This is a genomic window from Bacillus sp. AF62, from assembly GCF_050312695.1.
GTDB classification, from domain to species: domain Bacteria; phylum Bacillota; class Bacilli; order Bacillales; family Bacillaceae_G; genus Bacillus_A; species Bacillus_A cereus.
Window position 1 is genome coordinate 107035 of sequence record NZ_JBNPJZ010000058.1, and the last position, 18217, is coordinate 125251.

The following is an 18217-nucleotide window of genomic DNA, read 5'->3' on the forward strand; positions in this document are numbered from 1 at the left end:
TTTGTTCGTGTTACCATTCAAGTTAATACAATTTAGAGAATAAAGAATCCGATTTGTGAAGTGACATCTCTTTTTTTAATCGAAAACGAATTGCCTTCACTTTTAGAAAATGTATGACGTATTGGTGCAGTTAAGATTGTAAGTGGGAATAGCAATGAGACAAGTTTTGAATAGGATATTAAGAAAGGAGATGTTGATGAATAATGGCCAGATATAGTTTGCACGGAGGACACAATAGTATTGTTCAAGGTGCTAATTTTGGGAATCGGAGAGAACACGTTCTGGATAGGCAAGTTAAAGATGCTGTGGCGGCTAAGTTAAGAGCCTTGGGACACACGGTTTATGACGATACGGACGAGGTAGGGACAACTCAATCACAAAATTTAATTAATATTATTCGTAAAAGCAATTCCCATGCTGTGGATTTAGTTATTTCTTTTCATCTTAATGCGAGCAATGGAAATGGACAGGGTGTTGAGGTTCTGTATTATGATCAGAAAGACTTGGCGGCTAAAATCTCAGCTCAACTAGCAAAAGATATTGGATGGCGTAATCGAGGTGCGAAACAGCGTACAGATTTAGCGGTATTAAATGGGACGAAAGCACCTGCTATTCTTATAGAATTGGGGTTTATTGACAATGAATCCGACATGGCAAAATGGAATGTTGATAAAATCGCTAATTCTATTGTATTTGCTCTTACAGGACAAACTGGAGGAGGTGCAGTGGATTTGCTCAAAGTAAAAACTGGCGGTGTAGCATTTAGTAATTTACAAGCTTTGGCTCAAGCGATGGTTGATGTGGGTATTGATGGACAAATTGTCGTTCAGAAAGATGGCATTGGTTATGCTATAACGAATGGTTACCCGGCTGGAAATATCGATAAATTTACAGCTTGGTTAGATTCACGTAAGTGGTACTATGAGTATGTGAGATAAGACTAATTTTTATGTAATCTTCTAACTCTACTTATGATATGGAGAAAATAGACTAATATACAAGCCTTTGTATACTTTCAAACATAGAATATGATGAATTCTATTTAGGAGGAAGTATATTCATGGGGAATACTTGTCATTGTGCGCATTCCCGAAATTGCAATAAATTTTGGGATGATTTAATGTTTGGGAGATGTAGATGTAAACGCAGAGATTTTCACGAATGTTGTTGCAAAGAGAAACCGAAATGTGAGTGTGAAAAATGTCATTGTAAAACAAAACCGAAATGTCATTGTAGGGATGAAGAGGAAGGGGATTAATAATAAAAAAGAGTACGATACGTACTCTTTTTTTGGGGGGAATTATAATCCATCTTGAACAGATTTCTTTACAATTACCCATGTGTCTTTCTTTTTAACCGTTATAGCTACATTAGTTCCATTAGATTCCTTATAAAAGATATATCCATTGTTTGAGTTTACATATGTTACTGGTTCGCCTATGCAATCTCGCGAGCAGGATTTGTTGACCAGTTCAATTAGGGATAGTTCGCTTGGATCGGTTTTACTTGCTTCTATAACAGCATCAAGGCTTGTTTTTCGATAACCTTGCAAGTTTATATGAAAAAGCTGCTCTATTTCTCCTGTAATGCTAGTATTCATTACTTCTACTGAATTCTTTTTTTCTTGAAGGAATCCGTTTTCATAAAGTAATTTTGTATATCCAATCCATGCTATTAACACTAGCATGAAAAACATACCCGTCATTTTAAGTATTCGAAGTCGTTTGCTTATAATTGTTTCTGAGTATTTCATTCACTCTAATCCTCCAATGTTTTTAATTTAAAATATGCTTGGATACATACTTTTAGAAGAGGATGAAAGTTAATGAGTTTTCAATAAAAAAGAAAACATCCAGAGTTAGATGCTTTCTTTTTTTGTATTTTTGGCTATCTGTTCGTTACTTGTTTCATAAGTGGTCTTATTTCTTTAACTGGTGGTTTCTTATCATAGGCATCAACGTAAGAAAAGTAGTAGTTTAAGTTTCTTAGAAGACCTTTTCCTATTTTTGCACTTAAGAAAGGAAATACTTGTCCGGTATAATCATCGAGAGATTTACAGTAATATTTTTCATCTAAATATATACTGTATTTACATGTTAGTTCTACTAAAGAATTCCCGTCATCATCAAATACTTCTTTAGAATCAATAATATCTATTAGTGCAAATTTTTCATTTAGGTAAACTTTCTTTTTTTTCTCGTGTTTATTTGTAAGTATAAAAACGAGACCAATGGCGTTAATCAAACTATTTCCTCCTATAAAAAACGGATATTAATAAAATATATCGATATAAGCTAAATGTAAAGAGGAGAGGTGAAATATCCAGTATTAATGAGTAGTAACCTACTCTGATTAAAGTTTCACTTTATTGAAATACTTGCGGGAATTGTTTTACGATTGCGTTTGTTATCATGTCGGCCATTTCTAATGCTTCTTTTTCAATTTTATCGTAAAGTTTTACTCCTGCTTCATAATCCTTATTTAGGAAGGCAAGTGCTTCTGCTTTCGTTAGTGCTAAATGTTCATAAAACATTTTTCTAAATTCTTCTTTATCAATATATGGGTTAATACTGTTAAGAAATTCAGTAATTTCATCACCATTAGCGTACCATTTTTTCTCTATAGCGGCCGCTGCATTTTGATCACCAGCTTTTGCAGCTTTAACAAGATCCGCTGCAATTACTAAGTGATCTTTAATTAATGCACTATATTTTTTCACTGCATCCTCACCGTAAAATGGTTCAAGTGATAGTCCCATGTGTGTTGCGTTTTGTAGAAGCCGTCCAACAGTAACGTTAACATCTGGTAAATTAAATATAATACTTATAATAGCCAATCTCGTCCAAGCGACGTGTTGTTCCCATAAAGAACGCATATACCCTTTTAAAAAATTCTCGTTTTTACTAATTCGGTAGTTACGTACGGATAAATCATAGTTTACATAAGGGTTATGGTAGGGGGAGTAATACGATTGCCAATAAGAATACATAAATAGTAACACTCCTTTGAACATGTATAACTCAAAGTATGATAAATATTTATTTTTAGTTACGTGTCCTAGATTATTTTTAGGGAATTTGAAATGGAGAAATTCGATGAATGATGTTGTGGTATATATGAATAAAATGAATATAAAGTAAAAGAGGGGCTGCAAGGGAAGTTGCAGCCCCTCAAAAGGGTATTGCCGAGATGTCGGACTCGACTACGTAATATTATCATAAAATTCTTTTGAAAAAACCTGGTAAATGTGTCCAAATGAAATTGATACCGTCATAAAGTCAAAGGGACCTGCTTCCCGCGGCAGGCCCCATTAACTAGATAATGTCGATGAGCAAAAACTCATCTGGAGTACTTTTATAGTAACAAGTAAAATGTGTTTTGTGTATTGAGAAAGAAGAATTGCATAATTATATGTGAACAATTTAAATCCCAACAATTTATGATTATCATTAATTGCTGGGGTTAAATATAGTTATAAAATGGAGAAAAGACTTGGAAGTGGGATTGAAGTGCACAGAAGTATGTAATCATGAAAAAGACCTGCTAATATAAGCAGGTCAACTTAAGGGATTTATCCAACAGATTATTATATATGGTAACAACTGAATTGTAGTAAGTCTATACGTTTAATATTGAGAAAACTTCTGTGAATGATACATTTTTTTGCGCATATATTAACGTCTAAAAAGTTGAGAAAGAAAATGTAAAAGCTTTTTATAAGAGAGTAATGGCTGGTACTTATAGTATGATTCATATTTCCACGCTTCATTATTTGAGAATTGGAGTTGGTTCGATACCGTTTTCTGTTTGATGGAACTAATATTACGGTGCTTCATATAGTAACCCCCTGAATTCATATGTATAAGATTAGTAGTATTCAAGGAGAATTAATAAAATGTGTATTTATTTTGAAATTCGTTATAATTGCTAATCATTCTCAAAAACGTAAAGAAGCATAAAATAATGAAAAAGCAGGCTGTTAGTCATGTATTCATCACTTTCATGATGCATAAGAGATGATATAATAGGAGTAGATGAAAGATAAAGAAAAGCAGGTGACTCTTTTTTGTTTACTAAAGCACAAGAACTTTTAGCGTCCTACTTTGGTTATTCTTCGTTTCGAAGAGGACAAGATGAAACAATTAAAAATGTACTAGATGGGAAAGATACAGTTTGTATTATGCCAACGGGTGGCGGTAAGTCAATTTGTTATCAAATTCCGGCATTAGTATTTGAAGGAACGACGTTGGTTATATCTCCTTTAATATCACTTATGAAGGATCAAGTAGATACATTGGTACAGAATGGCATTTCAGCTACATATATTAATAGTTCTATTTCTATTGCTGAAGCAAATCAGCGAATTCAATTAGCGAAACAAGGACATTACAAATTACTTTATGTCGCGCCTGAGCGTCTTGATTCGATGGAGTTTGTTGACCAACTTATCGATATGAAAATCCCTATGATTGCGATTGATGAAGCACACTGTATTTCACAGTGGGGACATGATTTCCGTCCAAGTTATTTACATATACATCGCATATTAGATTATCTTCCAGAAAAGCCGCTCGTATTAGCATTAACAGCAACAGCAACACCGCAAGTACGTGATGATATTTGTAATACACTTGAAATTAATCAAGAAAATACAATTATGACAACGTTTGAGCGTGAGAACTTATCGTTTTCTGTCATTAAAGGGCAAGATCGAAATGCATATTTGGCGGATTATATTCGTCAAAATCAAAAGGAATCTGGGATTATCTATGCAGCTACTAGAAAAGTAGTCGATCAGTTATATGAAGATTTAATGAAGGCAGGAGTTTCTGTATCAAAATATCACGCTGGTATGAGTGATAGTGATCGAAATGAGCAACAAGAACTCTTTTTACGAGATGAAGTAAGTGTAATGGTAGCAACATCTGCATTCGGGATGGGTATTGATAAATCGAATATTCGTTACGTAATTCATTATCAGCTTCCAAAAAATATGGAAAGTTACTATCAAGAAGCAGGACGTGCTGGTCGTGACGGATTAGATAGTACATGTATATTGTTATATTCTTCTCAAGATGTACAAGTACAGCGTTTTTTAATTGATCAATCAACTGGAGAATCACGTTTTTCAAATGAACTTGAAAAATTGCAAAATATGACCGATTACTGTCATACAGAACAATGTTTACAATCATTCATTTTGCAATACTTTGGAGAAGAACCGAAAGAAGATTGTGGACGCTGTGGTAATTGTACAGACAATCGCGAGAGCATCGATGTGACAAGGGAATCACAAATGGTTTTATCATGCATGATTAGAACGAACCAACGCTTTGGAAAGCAAATGATAGCGCAAGTATTAACGGGGTCGAAAAATAAGAAAGTTATTGAATTTAATTTTCATACTTTACCAACGTATGGGCTTTTATCGAACCGTAGTGTAAAAGAGGTCAGTGAGTTTATTGAGTTTTTAATTTCAGATGAGTTAATTGCAGTTGAACATGGCACTTATCCGACGTTAAAAGTAACAGAAAAAGGGAAAGAAGTATTACTTGGTAAAGAGAATGTTTTACGAAAAGAACGAGTAGAGACAAGACAAATTGTTCAAGACCATCCTTTATTTGAAGTGCTTCGTGAAGTACGTAAAGAAATTGCACAAGGAGAAGGTGTACCTCCGTTCGTTATTTTCTCTGACCAAACATTGAAAGATATGTGCGTGAAAATGCCGCAAAGTGATTCCGAATTGTTGACGGTAAAAGGTATCGGAGAACACAAACTTGTGAAATATGGCTCGCACTTCTTACAAGCAGTTCAGCATTTTATTGAAGAAAATCCAAATTATGCTGAAACGATTAAGACAGAAGTAGTTTCAGAGCGTAAAAAGTCAGGAAAAGCGTCCGCAAATTCTCATTTAGAAACGTATGAAATGTATAAACAAGGTATTGATTTGAATGAGATTGCAAAAGAACGCAACTTATCAAGACAAACAATCGAAAACCATTTAATTCGCTGCTACGAGGATGGAATGGAAGTAGAGTGGCAAAGTTTTGTTCCATCAGAGTATGAATCTCTTATTGAAACTGCCGTTCAAAATGCAGAGGGTGGTCTGAAATCTATTAAAGAACAGCTTCCGAATGAAGTGAGTTACTTTATGATTCGTGCTTATTTACAAATAAGAAAGTAGAGACATATAAAGGGGATAAGAATTTATGTATCATGTTTTCGTTTATGGCACGTTAAGAAGAGGACAAACGAATGCTCATTATATGCTAGGTGCAACATGCATTGCAGACAGAGCTTGGACATATGGAAAATTATTTGATACGAATGAAGGATATCCGGCCATGACTTATTCGATTGAAGAAAAGGTGTATGGAGAAGTTTATGTAGTAAATGATGAGATATTGTGTAAGTTAGATGAACTAGAAGAATATACAGGTAATGCGGAGACTGATTTATATGATCGAATTACGCAAACAGTATATGTTGCTGATAGGGAAATTGAGGCATATGTGTATATCGCTCAAGATAAAAAGATGTTAAAGAAAGTGATAGAATCTGGTGACTGGCTTATGTATCAAAAAATATAATAAGGTAGTTTTAAAAATTGGAAAGCAGATAATGACGAATTCATTATCTGCTTTTTATTGTGTGAATAATTGTCGTTCTCTTTTTATTCTTATAGTTCTTAGTACGATTCCAATTCCGAGAAATAAAACAGTAGCAGCGACCCCGCTAATAGGATTTAACCAAAAATCACTACTGTTTGTAAGGGTAATAATCCCTGTTATGGTAACTAAAACAGTAGGAACAGCATCCTCGATCGCATGCATGATAACGCATGCCAGACGGATTTTGTAAGTCTATATATTTCAACATACATAATTGACCAACAAACCATAAGGATACAGCCAGATAAAAGCATATTTAATCTTGAGATAGATTCAAAATATTCATTTGAAGAGCCTCCTTTACTTTTATTTATCCTACTATTTATGGGCAGTAAAACGCCCATTGATTAAAGTCTTTAATTTTTACAATGTTTTTTAATAGATAAATTAAATAGGAGACAAATAGAAAGAAGTATCTTTTACATGCATCACTATACTATATGTGTATGATTTAGATGTTGCATATTCTTTTTAAATTAGAAAGATGAAAAGTAAGTTTTTTCGGAAAATTTAAATGGAAACTATTGACTTTATGATTGGATTTTTAATACAATGATACTTCGACTGAAAAATTAGAACGGACAGGAGGGAATCGTCGAAATGAGCAACATATTTGAAGATGAGTTACAAAAAATGAAGGATACTTTACATACGATGGATGAGCAATTGGATAAGCTTGAAAAAATCCCAGTTTATTATGGAGAAGATTTTAAAGAGCAAATTCTTGAAAGTATGAGGGAGTCTAATAGACAAAACTTACGTATTGGTGTGCAAGAGCCGTACTTTGGAAGGTTAGATTTTCAGGAAGATGGAAAAGAAGAAGTTATGCCGATTTATATCGGAAAAGTAGGGGTTTCGGATATGGACACGATGAAGCCAATCATTATTGATTGGCGGGCGCCTGTCGCAAGTATGTTTTATTCATTTACCGGTGGAGAAGAATTAGCATTTTATCAATCACCAGATGGGTTAGTAGAAGGTGATGTGTATTTAAAACGAAACATTTCCATTCGAAAAAGAGAACTTGAACGTGTTGTTGATACATATGTAAAAGGAAATGAGGATGTATCACATGCCGATGATTTTCTTCTATATCGATTAGGTGAGAATAAAGATAATAAGCTAAAGGATATTGTTTCAACGATTCAATCGGAACAAAATGATATTATTCGAGCGGAAAGAAATTTACCATTACTTATTCAAGGGGTTGCAGGGAGTGGAAAGACAACAATTGCTTTACATCGCCTTGCTTTTTTAATTTATGAATATCGTGAACAACTAGAAGCAGAAAGAATGATCGTATTTGCACCGAATAGTCTGTTTTTAGACTATATTTCGAGTGTACTTCCTGAATTAGGTGTAGGGAATATTAGTCAAACAACGTTTCCAGATTGGGCATTACGTACGTTAGATGATTCAGTGAAACTAAAGCAGACAGAAGAAAAATTGAAAGAAGCATTTTCAATTAATCGTGATGAAAAGAAGGTAATGCTAGGTAAATTAAAGGGTACGTTGGAATTTAAGACGTTTATTGAAGAGAGAATGATCCAATTTGAAAATGAGTTAGTTCCGACAAAAGATTTTGAGGCGTGGGATAGAGCGATTATTCCAGTAGAAGATATTAAAAAATGGATGCAAGTTGAATATAAACATTATCCTTTACAGAAAAGAAGAGAACGATTAGTAGGACGAATGAAGCGCTGGATTGAAATTGAGCTTAAAAAATTCGGGGAAACAAACGAGAAAAAATTACTTAAAAAAGAAGCGACTAAGAGACTGAACGCATATATGAAGTTTTGGCCGAAAACGAGTGCTCTTTCACTGTATAGTTCAATAGTAAAAAGTAAAGAAATACTTGAGGTATTACCTGAAGAACTTGTTAAAGAAACAGAAAAGAGTTGTCGTAAAAAAGAAGTGTATGTAGAAGATTTACCAGCTTTAATATACATACATCATCGTATAACAGGGATTGAAATCGGGCAGAAGTTTCATCACGTTGTTATTGATGAAGCGCAAGATTTTTCGCCTTTCCAAGTTTATGTATTAAAAGAAATTACATTAGGTAATTCTTTCACTATATTAGGTGATTTATCGCAAGCGATTTATGATTACCAAGGAATTGAAGATTGGAATGCTTTTAAGGAAGTATTCCAAGAAACCGGTTATTATGAATTGACAAGAAGTTATCGTTCTACAAAAGAAATTATTGAATTTGCAAATGAAATAATTAAAAATGCAGAAATCCCAGTAGGACTCGCAACACCAGTCTTCCGCAGTGGAGAAGATGTGAAAGTAATTCATGCAGAAAATCAATTTACTGAAATTGTGAAGACGGTAAAACATTTGCAAAATGCAGATGTGAAAACAATTGCGGTAATCGGAAGAACAGAAGATGAATGCCGTGATATATATGTGGAATTAACAAATGCAGGATTAACGGTAAACGTAATTGAAGCAAACCAAAGTAAATATGAAGGTGGTATATCAGTAGTACCTGTCTATTTAGCGAAAGGTTTAGAATTTGATGCGGTGCTTTTAATTGATGTGGATGAGGAACATTACAAAAATACAAAACATGATGCAAAGTTACTATATGTTGGATGTACGAGATCACTTCATGATTTATGGATTTTCCATAGCGGAAAAGCGTCACCTTTAATTAAAGGATTAAAATAAAGTGAAACTATAATCAGTGGGGAGTTTTACTGCAAGTTAATGTGGGATAAATATAAAAAGAGGATTTTCTAGTACAGTATGAAGATCCTCTTTTTTATATTGAAATGGTAGACGAATTAATGACTTGAGCTGTTGTTTAAATGATATACGATGCTATTTTCTAATTTCTTAGTTTGTTCTTTTTCCCATGTACGAACAGCATCTACTGGAGTTTGTGTATGTTTTAACCAATCTAGAATAAGGTGTAGTTGTTCTTGTATTTGACCAATGTTTTGCTCCTTTATGTTCTTATTCTGAATTCTATTAGTTAATTGAAGCATATAGGGAAGTTTTTCTATACATTCGCTTAAATCTCCGCAATAACCTGAAGGGAATTCATGTGTGCCAAATTCTAAAGTATTAATGTAATTAGAAACTAGGTATATCATAGCTTCTTGTTCGGTATCACCACCTAATTCAATCGCTTTTCGAAGGAATTTTTCTAAATCGTCATCTTTATTGCTAGAGTCCATATAAATTCCTATCCATCTAAAAGGTCTTGAATCAAATGGGTTGTTTTCTGTCCATCTATATAGAATGTCAATTAGAAAACTATTTAGTGAGAAAGTTAAGACCTCATCTTTTTCGTTTAATGCATCTAAAATAGTAAACAGCGAAATGGCAAACTCTTCTTGATCTTTTGATTCCCATTTCTTTGCATTTGAAATAAATGTCTCTAAATGTATATAAGCTAATTTTCGAAGTCCCGCTTTGCGATGCTGACAATAACAAATAAAATCATGCCAATACTCATTTGTATTCATATGTATAATAATAGTTTGTAATGCAGTGAGAGGTTTATCCATTATAAGTCCCCAATCTATTAAGCACGTGTTGAAAATTTAGTGTTATTATATCATTACATAAATTAAAAAGGGAGAGTCACTATGATTACAAAAGTAATTACGAAAAGTAATTGGGAAATCACAAAAACAACTGGAGAAATTAATGAAGAATCACTTATAGAAGAGGGATTTATTCATTGTTCATTATTAGATCAAGCTTTAAAAGTTGCAGAAAAATATTTCAAGCATGAAGAAGATGTTTTATTACTTACAATTGATCCAGCCCTATTAAAAGCAGAAGTAAAATATGAACTTGCTTCAAACGGTCAAGAATATCCGCATGTTTACGGAGTAATTAATGTTGAGGCGATTGTAGAGGTTGTTCCATTTTCTAAAGAAAAAGGGGAGTTTATATTACTTAAATCAGTTTGACTTTAGTAATAGGCGATGGAGTTCGCTATAATCGCTATATATAGCTAATGAATCCTATTGATAAACGAGATTTTTTGTTTATCAATAGGATTTTTAATTTTATTCGAACAGACTTAAAAAGAGCACATTTGAATTGTGCTCTTTAAGAGAAAAGTGAATTAGGGTTTTTACTTCTAGATAATGTATGAGTGATTCATCATAATGTGACGATGAATCACAAAAGAGCAGTTAGAGTGGGAAGAATTTAAGATGGATTTTATTGGTCACGGGATCTAATCGATTGGTAATGAAGCAGTTCTAAAAGGACTCATTATAGACTTTGAAGATGAAACGTAAAAAAAATATTATGTTTATCTGAATATTGAGGGAATACAAAAGTTTTATTTATCTAATTTTTAGAAAAAATAGACTATAACATTAATAAATGGTATAATTTCCTTGTTATTGGAATTAAAATGAAAATATTAGAAGAAAAAGGATTGGGTTGGTTTTAATGGGGGATTCTGATCACAAAGAAACAAAGGCAATATTAAAGTTATGGTTTATTTATATACCACTTGCATTTGGAGAGTTTGTCTTTTCGAATATCATAGGTTATTTAAAAAAATAAAGATTTTGCATTTGAAAAACAATTAACCTAATTTAATTGTTTTTTTATTTTACTTTAATAAGCCAAATAAAAATAGAGATTTTGAACCAGATGAAGTTTATGAAGGAAATAACGTTGATTAGGTGCTGAAAACAGTGTGAAATCAACAGTGCCTAAAGAATAAAACAGGAATCATTCAACCATGGTAATTTTCCGTTTTATTAGCTTCCTATAGTGAGATGTTATGGTCACATCATATGTGTACGAGACTTGTAACTTAATATAGCATTACTGGAATTTCAAAATTAGTAGTTAAGGTTGCTACCTTTTAGAGTGTTATAGATATATATATAACTTAGCTAAAAAAGCACAGTTTTTGTCACACTAATACTGTACGATACATAGTATAAAACACATACTGTATGACATATAGTAATGGAAATGAGGTGAGTGAATGGATACTTTATTAAACTCGTTAATTACTGAGTTAAGAAGAGGGACATTAACGTTAGCTGTTTTAAGCCAATTAAGAACGCCGCAGTACGGATATTCACTTGTCCAGTTATTGGAGCAATCAGGGATTACAATTGATCAAAGTACTTTATATCCATTACTTCGCAGATTAGAAAAGCAGGAGCTAGTAACGAGTAGTTGGGATAAAACGGAGAGTAGACCTCGTAAATATTATGTTTTAAGTGAATATGGATTAGAAATATTTTTGCAGTTAAAAAAGGAATGGATAAAGGATTCGAAAGAACTTTATAACTTATTAAAGGAGGAGGAAGAGAATGAATTTAATTGATCTCTATATCCAGGAAGTTGCGAAGAGATTACCTGAAAAAAATCGTGAAGATATTACACTTGAACTAAGGTCAACTATAGAGGATATGTTACCTGAAGATTATAATGAAGAAGATGTAAAGAGCGTTCTCGAAAAATTGGGTAGTCCGGTTTCATTGGCTAATGGTTATCTGGATAGACCGATGCATTTAATTGGACCACGTTATTTTGATGTATATACGACCTTGTTAAAAATGATTATACCAATCGCAGCAATCATTGCACTCATATCAATGGTTGCAGAAAATTTTATAGGCTATAGTGGTGATCAAGCGGTATTAAATGTTATTTTACAATTGATAGGTAAAGGTATTGGGGAAATTTTTGAAGTGGGTCTTCATGTATTTTTCTGGTTGACACTTGTGTTTGTTATTTTAGAAAGAACAGATAAAGACAAAGGTATTCAGCCGTTGACGACAAGTTTTAAAAAATGGACACCAGATGATTTGAAAAACATCTCGTATATCCCAAAGAAAAAAGCAATCTCAAAGTTTGAAGTTTTTGGAGGTTTAATGTGGACAGCAGTTTGGGCTACACTTTACTTTTATGCGAATCATCTTGTTGGCGTATATCATGGTACGGCAAATGGACTGAAGTTTGTCTCGCCAACTTTTAATCAAGCTGTTTTACTGCAGTACTGGCCAATCATTGTAATTATGATCGTTTTTGAAATAGGTATATCCCTTTATAAATTAGTGCAAGGACAATGGACGCAAAGATTGGCGATTGGAAATGCTATTCTTCAAGTAGCTGGGACGATAGTATTCATTGTAATTGTAGTAAATCCACATTTATTTAACGCAGGATTTATTACGTATTTGGCAAATGCATTTACTATTTCCCCAGAGGAGTTTAAAACGTGGCTCATTGGGGGAGGAATTTTCTTTTATATGTTATCTGCTGCAATAAATATATTTGATGGTTTCCGAAAAGCTAGTATTCGTATGTAGATAAAAATTGGAAATTTCGATAAAATAAAACTATTAAAAAAATAGTGAAATAAGATGAACATGATGAAAGGAAGAAAATAATGATAAGGGAAGCAACGAAAAGAGATTTAGCATACATTTTAGATATTTATAACGATGCGATACTTTATACAACAGCTGTATATGCGTATAAACCTGTAACCCTTGAAAATAGAATAGATTGGTATGAACAAAAAAAGGCTGAAGGGTATCCCATTTTCGTATATGAATTAGATAATAAAGTAGTAGGGTTTGCGACATTCGGCCCATTTAGAGCGTGGCCTGCTTATAAATATTCAGTTGAACATTCTGTGTATGTAGATAAGGCATATAGAAAAAATGGCATTGGGTCTTCATTAATGAAAGAATTAATCAAAATTGCGAAGGAAAGAGAGTATATGACCTTAATTGCTGGAATTGATGCAGAGAATGAAAAAAGTATTGCCTTGCATCAAAACTATGGATTTGCTCATGCAGGGACAATAAAAAAAGCTGGTTATAAGTTTAATAAATGGCTAGATTTAGCTTTTTATCAATTGGAGCTTAACGGGCCTGAAAATCCTATAGAAGAATAAATGTTTTTCGGTAGCAAGGAGTAATTCATGCTACCTTTTTCTTATTTTAATAGCTGATATGATCTGCTGAAAAGGTTTTTTATATTCGATATTGAATTTATTGGTATAATAGGAATGTTTAACGAATTTCCGTTTCTTTATGTTATTGGGGGAAAAGATTTACCTAGTCGACGTGAAAATAAAGAGGTAGATGAAGCTTTTGCAGTAGCTTTGAAATACATATACAAAGAATATAGTGAAAGCATGCTAGGAGTGAGCAATTGAAAAGAAACTTAAAGACTTCAACAATCATTATTTTAATTATAACGATTATTGCTCTTGAAGTTGGAATCGCACTATATGATCACAATTTATCATTAGATACAATTTACTTTGCAGCGATCCTTATTTGTATTGTATTGCTTTTTGGCACACGTGTTTCTGAAGAGAAAGAAAGTACATCGAAACGAGGACGAAGAAAAATAGCTGTTATATTTTGGCCATCTATTTTATTGTCTATCGCTTGTTTTGCAGTTATAAGTTACATAAGGGTAGGCAATGTCTCTGTACCAGGGATAATTGGCTTTTCATGCTTTGTTACATATGGTGGATTCGTATGTATTAGTATTTTAAAGAGAAAAAATAAAATGTAGCTTACTAAGATGAAAGGAAGCAATGTATATGAAACATATAGAGAACGGTACACGTACTGAAGGAGAATATATTAAAAATAAAGTTATTCAATATAATATGTCCATCTTAACAGATGAGGCAAGACAGCCGATGGAAGAAGTAAGCCTCGTAGTAAAAAATGAAGAAGGAAAAATTTTTGGTGGTGTAACAGGTACGATGTATTTTTATCACCTTCATATCGACTTTTTATGGGTTGATGAATCAGTCCGTCATGACGGTTATGGCAGTCAACTGTTACATAAAATTGAAGGTATTGCGAAGGAAAAAGGGTGTAGATTAATATTGCTAGATTCATTTAGTTTCCAAGCACCAGAATTTTAAAAAAAGCATGGTTACAGGGAGTATGGTGTCGTTGAAGATCACCCGAAAGGTCATAGTCAGCACTTTTTTGAAAAGAGATTATAAAGTGAAACTTTAATCAGTGGGGTCTTACTGCCCGTTAATGCGGGATAATAATATTATGTTTACTGGTTGATGGGAGAAAGAATATGTACACGTATATATTGCAACAAGAACAACCAATCTGTGCAGAAAAAATAAAGAAGCTTTATGATTCTGTCGGTTGGTGGCCAGAAAGAAAAGAAGTCGATATTGAAAAAATGTTAAAGAATAGTATAGCCATTGGAGTATGGGAAGAAAATGAATTAGTTGGATTTGCTAGAGTCGTTTCTGATGGTGTTTTTCGAGCATACATTGAAGATGTTGTCGTACATGAGAATGTAAGAAATAAAGGTATTGGAGAGAAAATGCTTACAATATTACTTCGAGAAATATCTCATATTGATATTGTTAGTCTATTTTGCGGTGAGAAGCTAATAAAGTTTTACGGTGAGCAGCAATTTCAAGCAACGAAGCAAATTGTGATGCATCGTAATCAAACAGGGAAAGAATAAGAGGTGCCAATTAAAATGAATGCAACAAGAGCGTACTGTTTATCGAAAAGAAAAGCGACAGAAGATTCTCCAGATGGCTGGAGTGCAACATGTATGAGGCTTAATAATAAAATATTTGCGATAGTAAATCATGAAGAAGGCGAAAAAGCTGCGATTACATTGAAGTGTGATCCAGAAGTCGCATTAAGAATAAGAGAAGATTATCCAGAAACAATTATTCCAGGGTATCATATGAATAAAAAACATTGGAATACCGTTTATATTCATAAGGATATAGAGCAGGAGCAAATTAATAAAATGATTGATTGGTCGTATGATTTAGTACTACAATCATTTTCAAAGAAAAAGCAGCAGAAGTTAATGGATTAATATGTATTAGGAGTGTGTGTAATGAAAGATTCGATTAAAGATACGTATGATAAATTAGCGAGTACATATAAAGAAAATCTAGATTTCGCAAATCCATATAACAGTTATTATGAAAGACCGGCGATGATGGAGCTTATTCCAAAGGAACTAGAAGGAAAAAAGATATTAGATGCTGGATGTGCAGCTGGATGGTATACTTCTCAATTCATAGGAAGAGGAGCAAATGTTACAGCAATTGATGTAAGTCCTGAAATGGTAAAAGCAGCAAAAGAAAATATAGGAGAAGAAGCAACGTTCCTTTGTCATGATCTGCAAGAAACATTGCCATTTGAAAATAATACGTATGATGTGATTGTAAGTTCGTTAACTCTTCATTACTTAGAAAATTGGAATCAAGTATTTCAAGAATTTCGTCGTGTATTGAAGCCTGGTGGGGAACTTATTTATTCTATTCATCATCCTTTTATGGATTTCACAAAGTTTCCATGTAAAAATTATTTTGAAAAACAGTTATTAATAGATACTTGGGTTAAACCGAATATTACTATTGAAGTCAAGTTTTTCAGAAGATCATTACAAGACATACTAAATGAAACTACAAATTATTTTGTATTAGAAGAGATAGTGGAACCGAAGGCAATTGAAAAGATGAAAGAAGTAGACGAAAAATCATATTATTATCTAAATACGAATCCACATTTTCTTATCATTAAAGCAACTAATAAATAGCTAGTAAAATAACTTTGTTTTACTAGCTATTTACAGTTTTACATTACATATTAGGGGACTTTAAAATGAATACGAAACGAAATAGAGTATTATATGCACTATTTACTATAGTTGTTATTATTTTAGGTCTTAGCTCAAGAAAGTTTTCTTTTGCACTACCACATCTATTAAATAATTACTTAGGCGATGCTTTATGGGCATTAATGATTTTCACTGGCTTTGGATTTTTGTTTCCTAAAACAGAGACGAAGAAGTTGGCTTTTATTAGTTTAATGTTTTGCTACGGGATTGAAGTGAGCCAATTGTATCATGCGAAGTGGATAGATAGCATTCGTGCAACGACTTTAGGCGGACTCGTGTTGGGATACGGTTTTTTGTGGAGTGATTTAGTGGCTTATACAATTGGTGTTGGAGTGGGAATACTGTGTGAGGTTATTTTTCGGAAGAAATAAGAATTGCAAAAGGGGTATTTGTAAATGGAACAAGCACTGGAAATTGCAAAGTTTTGGTTTCAAAATGAACATGTCACAGCTACTGTAATTCAACCAAAAGTAGCGAAGGTTTTATGCAAGAATAAAGAGTACATTTTAAAGAGAACGGGATCGATAAAGCAACTTCTAGTTGAATTCGATGTTTTGAAGCAACTGTATGAAAAGGGAATTAAAGTACAGAGAGTAGTAAAGACAGAAAATGATGAACAATATGTATTATATAAAGAAAAATATTATTGCTTATATGAGTATGTTGCCGGAAGTGTTTTAGAAATAAAAGATACGAATAAGCTGGAAAGGCTAGCAAGTACAATTGGAGAAGAAATAGCTAATCTGCACAAAGCATTACATTCGGTGAATAGTGACCAGGAGTTAATAAAAAGAGATTTATATAAGATAGTATTTGAATGGGCTATACCGATTCTAGAAAAGAATGAGTATGTTCATCGAGAGGTAATTCAAAAGATGGAGCGAATGCACGCAACTTTCAAGGAAACGGTCCATCCATTACCGAGACAAATTATTCATCGTGATATGCATCTATCAAATGTAATCTTTAAAGATGATAAACTGGAAGGGTTTATAGATTTTGAGATTTTAGAAAATAATGTAAAAATATTTGATTTATGTTATTGCTGTACAAGTGTATTAAGCGAGCTATTTAGTGATGAAAGATTAAGAGGAAAATGGTTACATATTGTTAGCAAAGTCTTTGAAGGTTATTATAAACAAAATGATTTAACGAAAGAAGAACTAAAAGCTATTTGGTATGTTATGCTTTCAATTCAAATTATCTTTATTGCTTATTTTGTCCAGTTACCAGGTTTATTAAAGTTAAATGAAGAAATGTTCTTCTGGATTTTTGCTAATAAGGAAGATATTGAAGAAATTATAGAAGGTATCGTAAAGGTATGAAAAAAATAATATTAATTGGTTCTGGTGGTTCAGGAAAATCTACATTAGCAAGGCAGTTAGGAAATAAATTAAATATTAAGGTGCATCATCTTGATGTATTATTTTGGAAACCGAATTGGGAAGGTGTTCCGAGAGAAGAACAAATAGCAGTTCAAAATAACTTAATTAAAGATGAGAAGTGGATTATTGATGGGAATTATGGCGGGACGATGGGTATAAGACTGAATGCAGCTGATACAATTATCTTCCTTGATATGCATAGAACAATTTGTATTTATCGTGCTTTTAAAAGAATTGTAAAATACCGGAATAAAACAAGACCAGATATGGGCGCGGAATGTGAAGAAAGATTTGATTTGCAATTTTTTAAATGGATATGGGAATATCCTAATGCTAAACGACCTACAATTTTAAAAGGGTTAGAGCAATTGTCCGAAGAGAAAAAGGTTATTGTTTTAAAATCTCCAAATGAGGTTCGGAAATTTTTAGAGCACATATAATAATAGAATGTGACATAACAATTCTTTTTGGATCTTACCGATTAGTTTAATTAAACTAATCGTTTTTTATTAT

Annotated in this window: 20 protein-coding genes, 3 pseudogenes and 1 riboswitch; of the genes and pseudogenes, 18 read left to right on the top strand and 5 right to left on the bottom strand. The window is 32.8% G+C overall.

Features of this window, described 5'->3' with window-relative positions; translation table 11 throughout:
• Positions 1 to 203: 203 nt before the first annotated feature.
• Positions 204 to 938: an N-acetylmuramoyl-L-alanine amidase gene (locus tag ACQRBL_RS12525; protein ID WP_063547543.1), complete on the top strand. Its 735-nt coding sequence runs from the start codon at positions 204 to 206 to the stop codon at positions 936 to 938.
• A gap of 186 nt (positions 939 to 1124) precedes the next feature.
• Complete coding sequence (locus ACQRBL_RS12530; protein WP_065484010.1) at positions 1125 to 1316, top strand: hypothetical protein; 192 nt, start codon at positions 1125 to 1127, stop codon at positions 1314 to 1316.
• Here ACQRBL_RS12530 and ACQRBL_RS12535 read toward each other — a convergent pair.
• The 3 genes from ACQRBL_RS12535 to ACQRBL_RS12545 form a co-directional block, all read right to left on the bottom strand.
• Entirely contained in the window at positions 1301 to 1753 is a 453-nt protein-coding gene (locus ACQRBL_RS12535) for a hypothetical protein (RefSeq protein WP_000877573.1), read from the bottom strand. The two genes, ACQRBL_RS12530 and ACQRBL_RS12535, sit on opposite strands and share 16 nt — an antisense overlap.
• A gap of 134 nt (positions 1754 to 1887) precedes the next feature.
• Positions 1888 to 2244, bottom strand: a complete 357-nt coding sequence (locus ACQRBL_RS12540) for a cytoplasmic protein (protein WP_128854407.1) — start codon at positions 2242 to 2244, stop codon at positions 1888 to 1890.
• A gap of 121 nt (positions 2245 to 2365) precedes the next feature.
• Entirely contained in the window at positions 2366 to 2989 is a 624-nt protein-coding gene (locus ACQRBL_RS12545; RefSeq protein WP_063547539.1) for a hypothetical protein, read from the bottom strand.
• 1077 nt (positions 2990 to 4066) lie between these two features.
• Here ACQRBL_RS12545 and recQ point away from each other — a divergent pair.
• Positions 4067 to 6184, top strand: coding sequence for a DNA helicase RecQ (gene recQ / locus ACQRBL_RS12550; RefSeq protein ID WP_063547537.1), 2118 nt, complete (start codon positions 4067 to 4069; stop codon positions 6182 to 6184).
• A 25-nt stretch (positions 6185 to 6209) separates the two neighbouring features.
• The gene (locus ACQRBL_RS12555; RefSeq protein ID WP_063547535.1) at positions 6210 to 6590 is read left to right on the top strand and encodes a gamma-glutamylcyclotransferase family protein; all 381 of its coding nucleotides are present in this window, start codon (positions 6210 to 6212) and stop codon (positions 6588 to 6590) included.
• A gap of 54 nt (positions 6591 to 6644) precedes the next feature.
• On the opposite strand, the pseudogene ACQRBL_RS12560 reads toward ACQRBL_RS12555, so the two are convergent.
• Positions 6645 to 6958: pseudogene (locus tag ACQRBL_RS12560) on the bottom strand (CPBP family intramembrane glutamate endopeptidase); the annotation flags it as partial.
• A gap of 313 nt (positions 6959 to 7271) precedes the next feature.
• Here ACQRBL_RS12560 and ACQRBL_RS12565 point away from each other — a divergent pair.
• A complete protein-coding gene (locus ACQRBL_RS12565; protein WP_411995571.1) occupies positions 7272 to 9347 on the top strand; it encodes a HelD family protein in 2076 nt (691 codons plus the stop codon).
• Between the two features lie 116 nt (positions 9348 to 9463).
• Here ACQRBL_RS12565 and ACQRBL_RS12570 read toward each other — a convergent pair whose 3' ends face one another.
• Positions 9464 to 10192 (bottom strand): hypothetical protein, encoded by a 729-nt coding sequence (locus ACQRBL_RS12570; protein WP_023522180.1) that lies wholly within the window; start codon positions 10190 to 10192, stop codon positions 9464 to 9466.
• A gap of 81 nt (positions 10193 to 10273) precedes the next feature.
• Between ACQRBL_RS12570 and ACQRBL_RS12575 the strand changes: the two genes are divergently transcribed.
• The 13 genes and pseudogenes from ACQRBL_RS12575 to ACQRBL_RS12635 all read left to right on the top strand — a co-directional run bounded on the left by ACQRBL_RS12575 (position 10274) and on the right by ACQRBL_RS12635 (position 18144).
• Positions 10274 to 10603: a DUF952 domain-containing protein gene (locus ACQRBL_RS12575; RefSeq protein ID WP_023522179.1), complete on the top strand. Its 330-nt coding sequence runs from the start codon at positions 10274 to 10276 to the stop codon at positions 10601 to 10603.
• Between the two features lie 2 nt (positions 10604 to 10605).
• Positions 10606 to 10667, top strand: a riboswitch (Fluoride riboswitch).
• Positions 10668 to 11646: 979 nt separating this feature from the next.
• The gene (locus tag ACQRBL_RS12580) at positions 11647 to 11994 is read left to right on the top strand and encodes a PadR family transcriptional regulator (RefSeq protein ID WP_000380295.1); all 348 of its coding nucleotides are present in this window, start codon (positions 11647 to 11649) and stop codon (positions 11992 to 11994) included.
• On the top strand, positions 11981 to 12982 hold the full coding sequence (locus tag ACQRBL_RS12585) for an HAAS signaling domain-containing protein (RefSeq protein WP_411995570.1): 1002 nt from the start codon (positions 11981 to 11983) through the stop codon (positions 12980 to 12982). The genes ACQRBL_RS12580 and ACQRBL_RS12585 overlap by 14 nt, the downstream gene beginning before the upstream one ends.
• Positions 12983 to 13062: 80 nt before the next feature.
• On the top strand, positions 13063 to 13575 hold the full coding sequence (locus ACQRBL_RS12590; RefSeq protein ID WP_097966357.1) for a GNAT family N-acetyltransferase: 513 nt from the start codon (positions 13063 to 13065) through the stop codon (positions 13573 to 13575).
• Positions 13576 to 13674: 99 nt separating this feature from the next.
• Positions 13675 to 13839, top strand: a pseudogene (locus ACQRBL_RS12595) (serine hydrolase); the annotation flags it as partial.
• Positions 13836 to 14207: a hypothetical protein gene (locus ACQRBL_RS12600; RefSeq protein ID WP_411995569.1), complete on the top strand. Its 372-nt coding sequence runs from the start codon at positions 13836 to 13838 to the stop codon at positions 14205 to 14207. The pseudogene ACQRBL_RS12595 and the gene ACQRBL_RS12600, both read left to right, overlap by 4 nt.
• A 28-nt stretch (positions 14208 to 14235) precedes the next feature.
• Positions 14236 to 14652 (top strand): annotated as a pseudogene (locus ACQRBL_RS12605) (GNAT family N-acetyltransferase).
• 83 nt (positions 14653 to 14735) lie between these two features.
• Positions 14736 to 15140: a GNAT family N-acetyltransferase gene (locus ACQRBL_RS12610; protein WP_411995568.1), complete on the top strand. Its 405-nt coding sequence runs from the start codon at positions 14736 to 14738 to the stop codon at positions 15138 to 15140.
• A gap of 15 nt (positions 15141 to 15155) precedes the next feature.
• Positions 15156 to 15509 (top strand): MmcQ/YjbR family DNA-binding protein, encoded by a 354-nt coding sequence (locus ACQRBL_RS12615; protein ID WP_411995567.1) that lies wholly within the window; start codon positions 15156 to 15158, stop codon positions 15507 to 15509.
• Positions 15510 to 15530: 21 nt separating this feature from the next.
• The gene (locus ACQRBL_RS12620; protein WP_023522171.1) at positions 15531 to 16238 is read left to right on the top strand and encodes a class I SAM-dependent methyltransferase; all 708 of its coding nucleotides are present in this window, start codon (positions 15531 to 15533) and stop codon (positions 16236 to 16238) included.
• A 65-nt stretch (positions 16239 to 16303) separates the two neighbouring features.
• Positions 16304 to 16690 carry a DUF2809 domain-containing protein gene (locus ACQRBL_RS12625; protein ID WP_023522170.1) on the top strand — a complete coding sequence of 129 codons (387 nt, stop codon included), beginning with the start codon at positions 16304 to 16306 and terminating at the stop codon, positions 16688 to 16690.
• A 24-nt stretch (positions 16691 to 16714) separates the two neighbouring features.
• Entirely contained in the window at positions 16715 to 17644 is a 930-nt protein-coding gene (locus tag ACQRBL_RS12630) for a phosphotransferase enzyme family protein (RefSeq protein ID WP_023522169.1), read from the top strand.
• On the top strand, positions 17641 to 18144 hold the full coding sequence (locus tag ACQRBL_RS12635) for a DNA topology modulation protein (protein ID WP_023522168.1): 504 nt from the start codon (positions 17641 to 17643) through the stop codon (positions 18142 to 18144). The genes ACQRBL_RS12630 and ACQRBL_RS12635 overlap by 4 nt, the downstream gene beginning before the upstream one ends.
• Positions 18145 to 18217 lie beyond the last annotated feature (73 nt).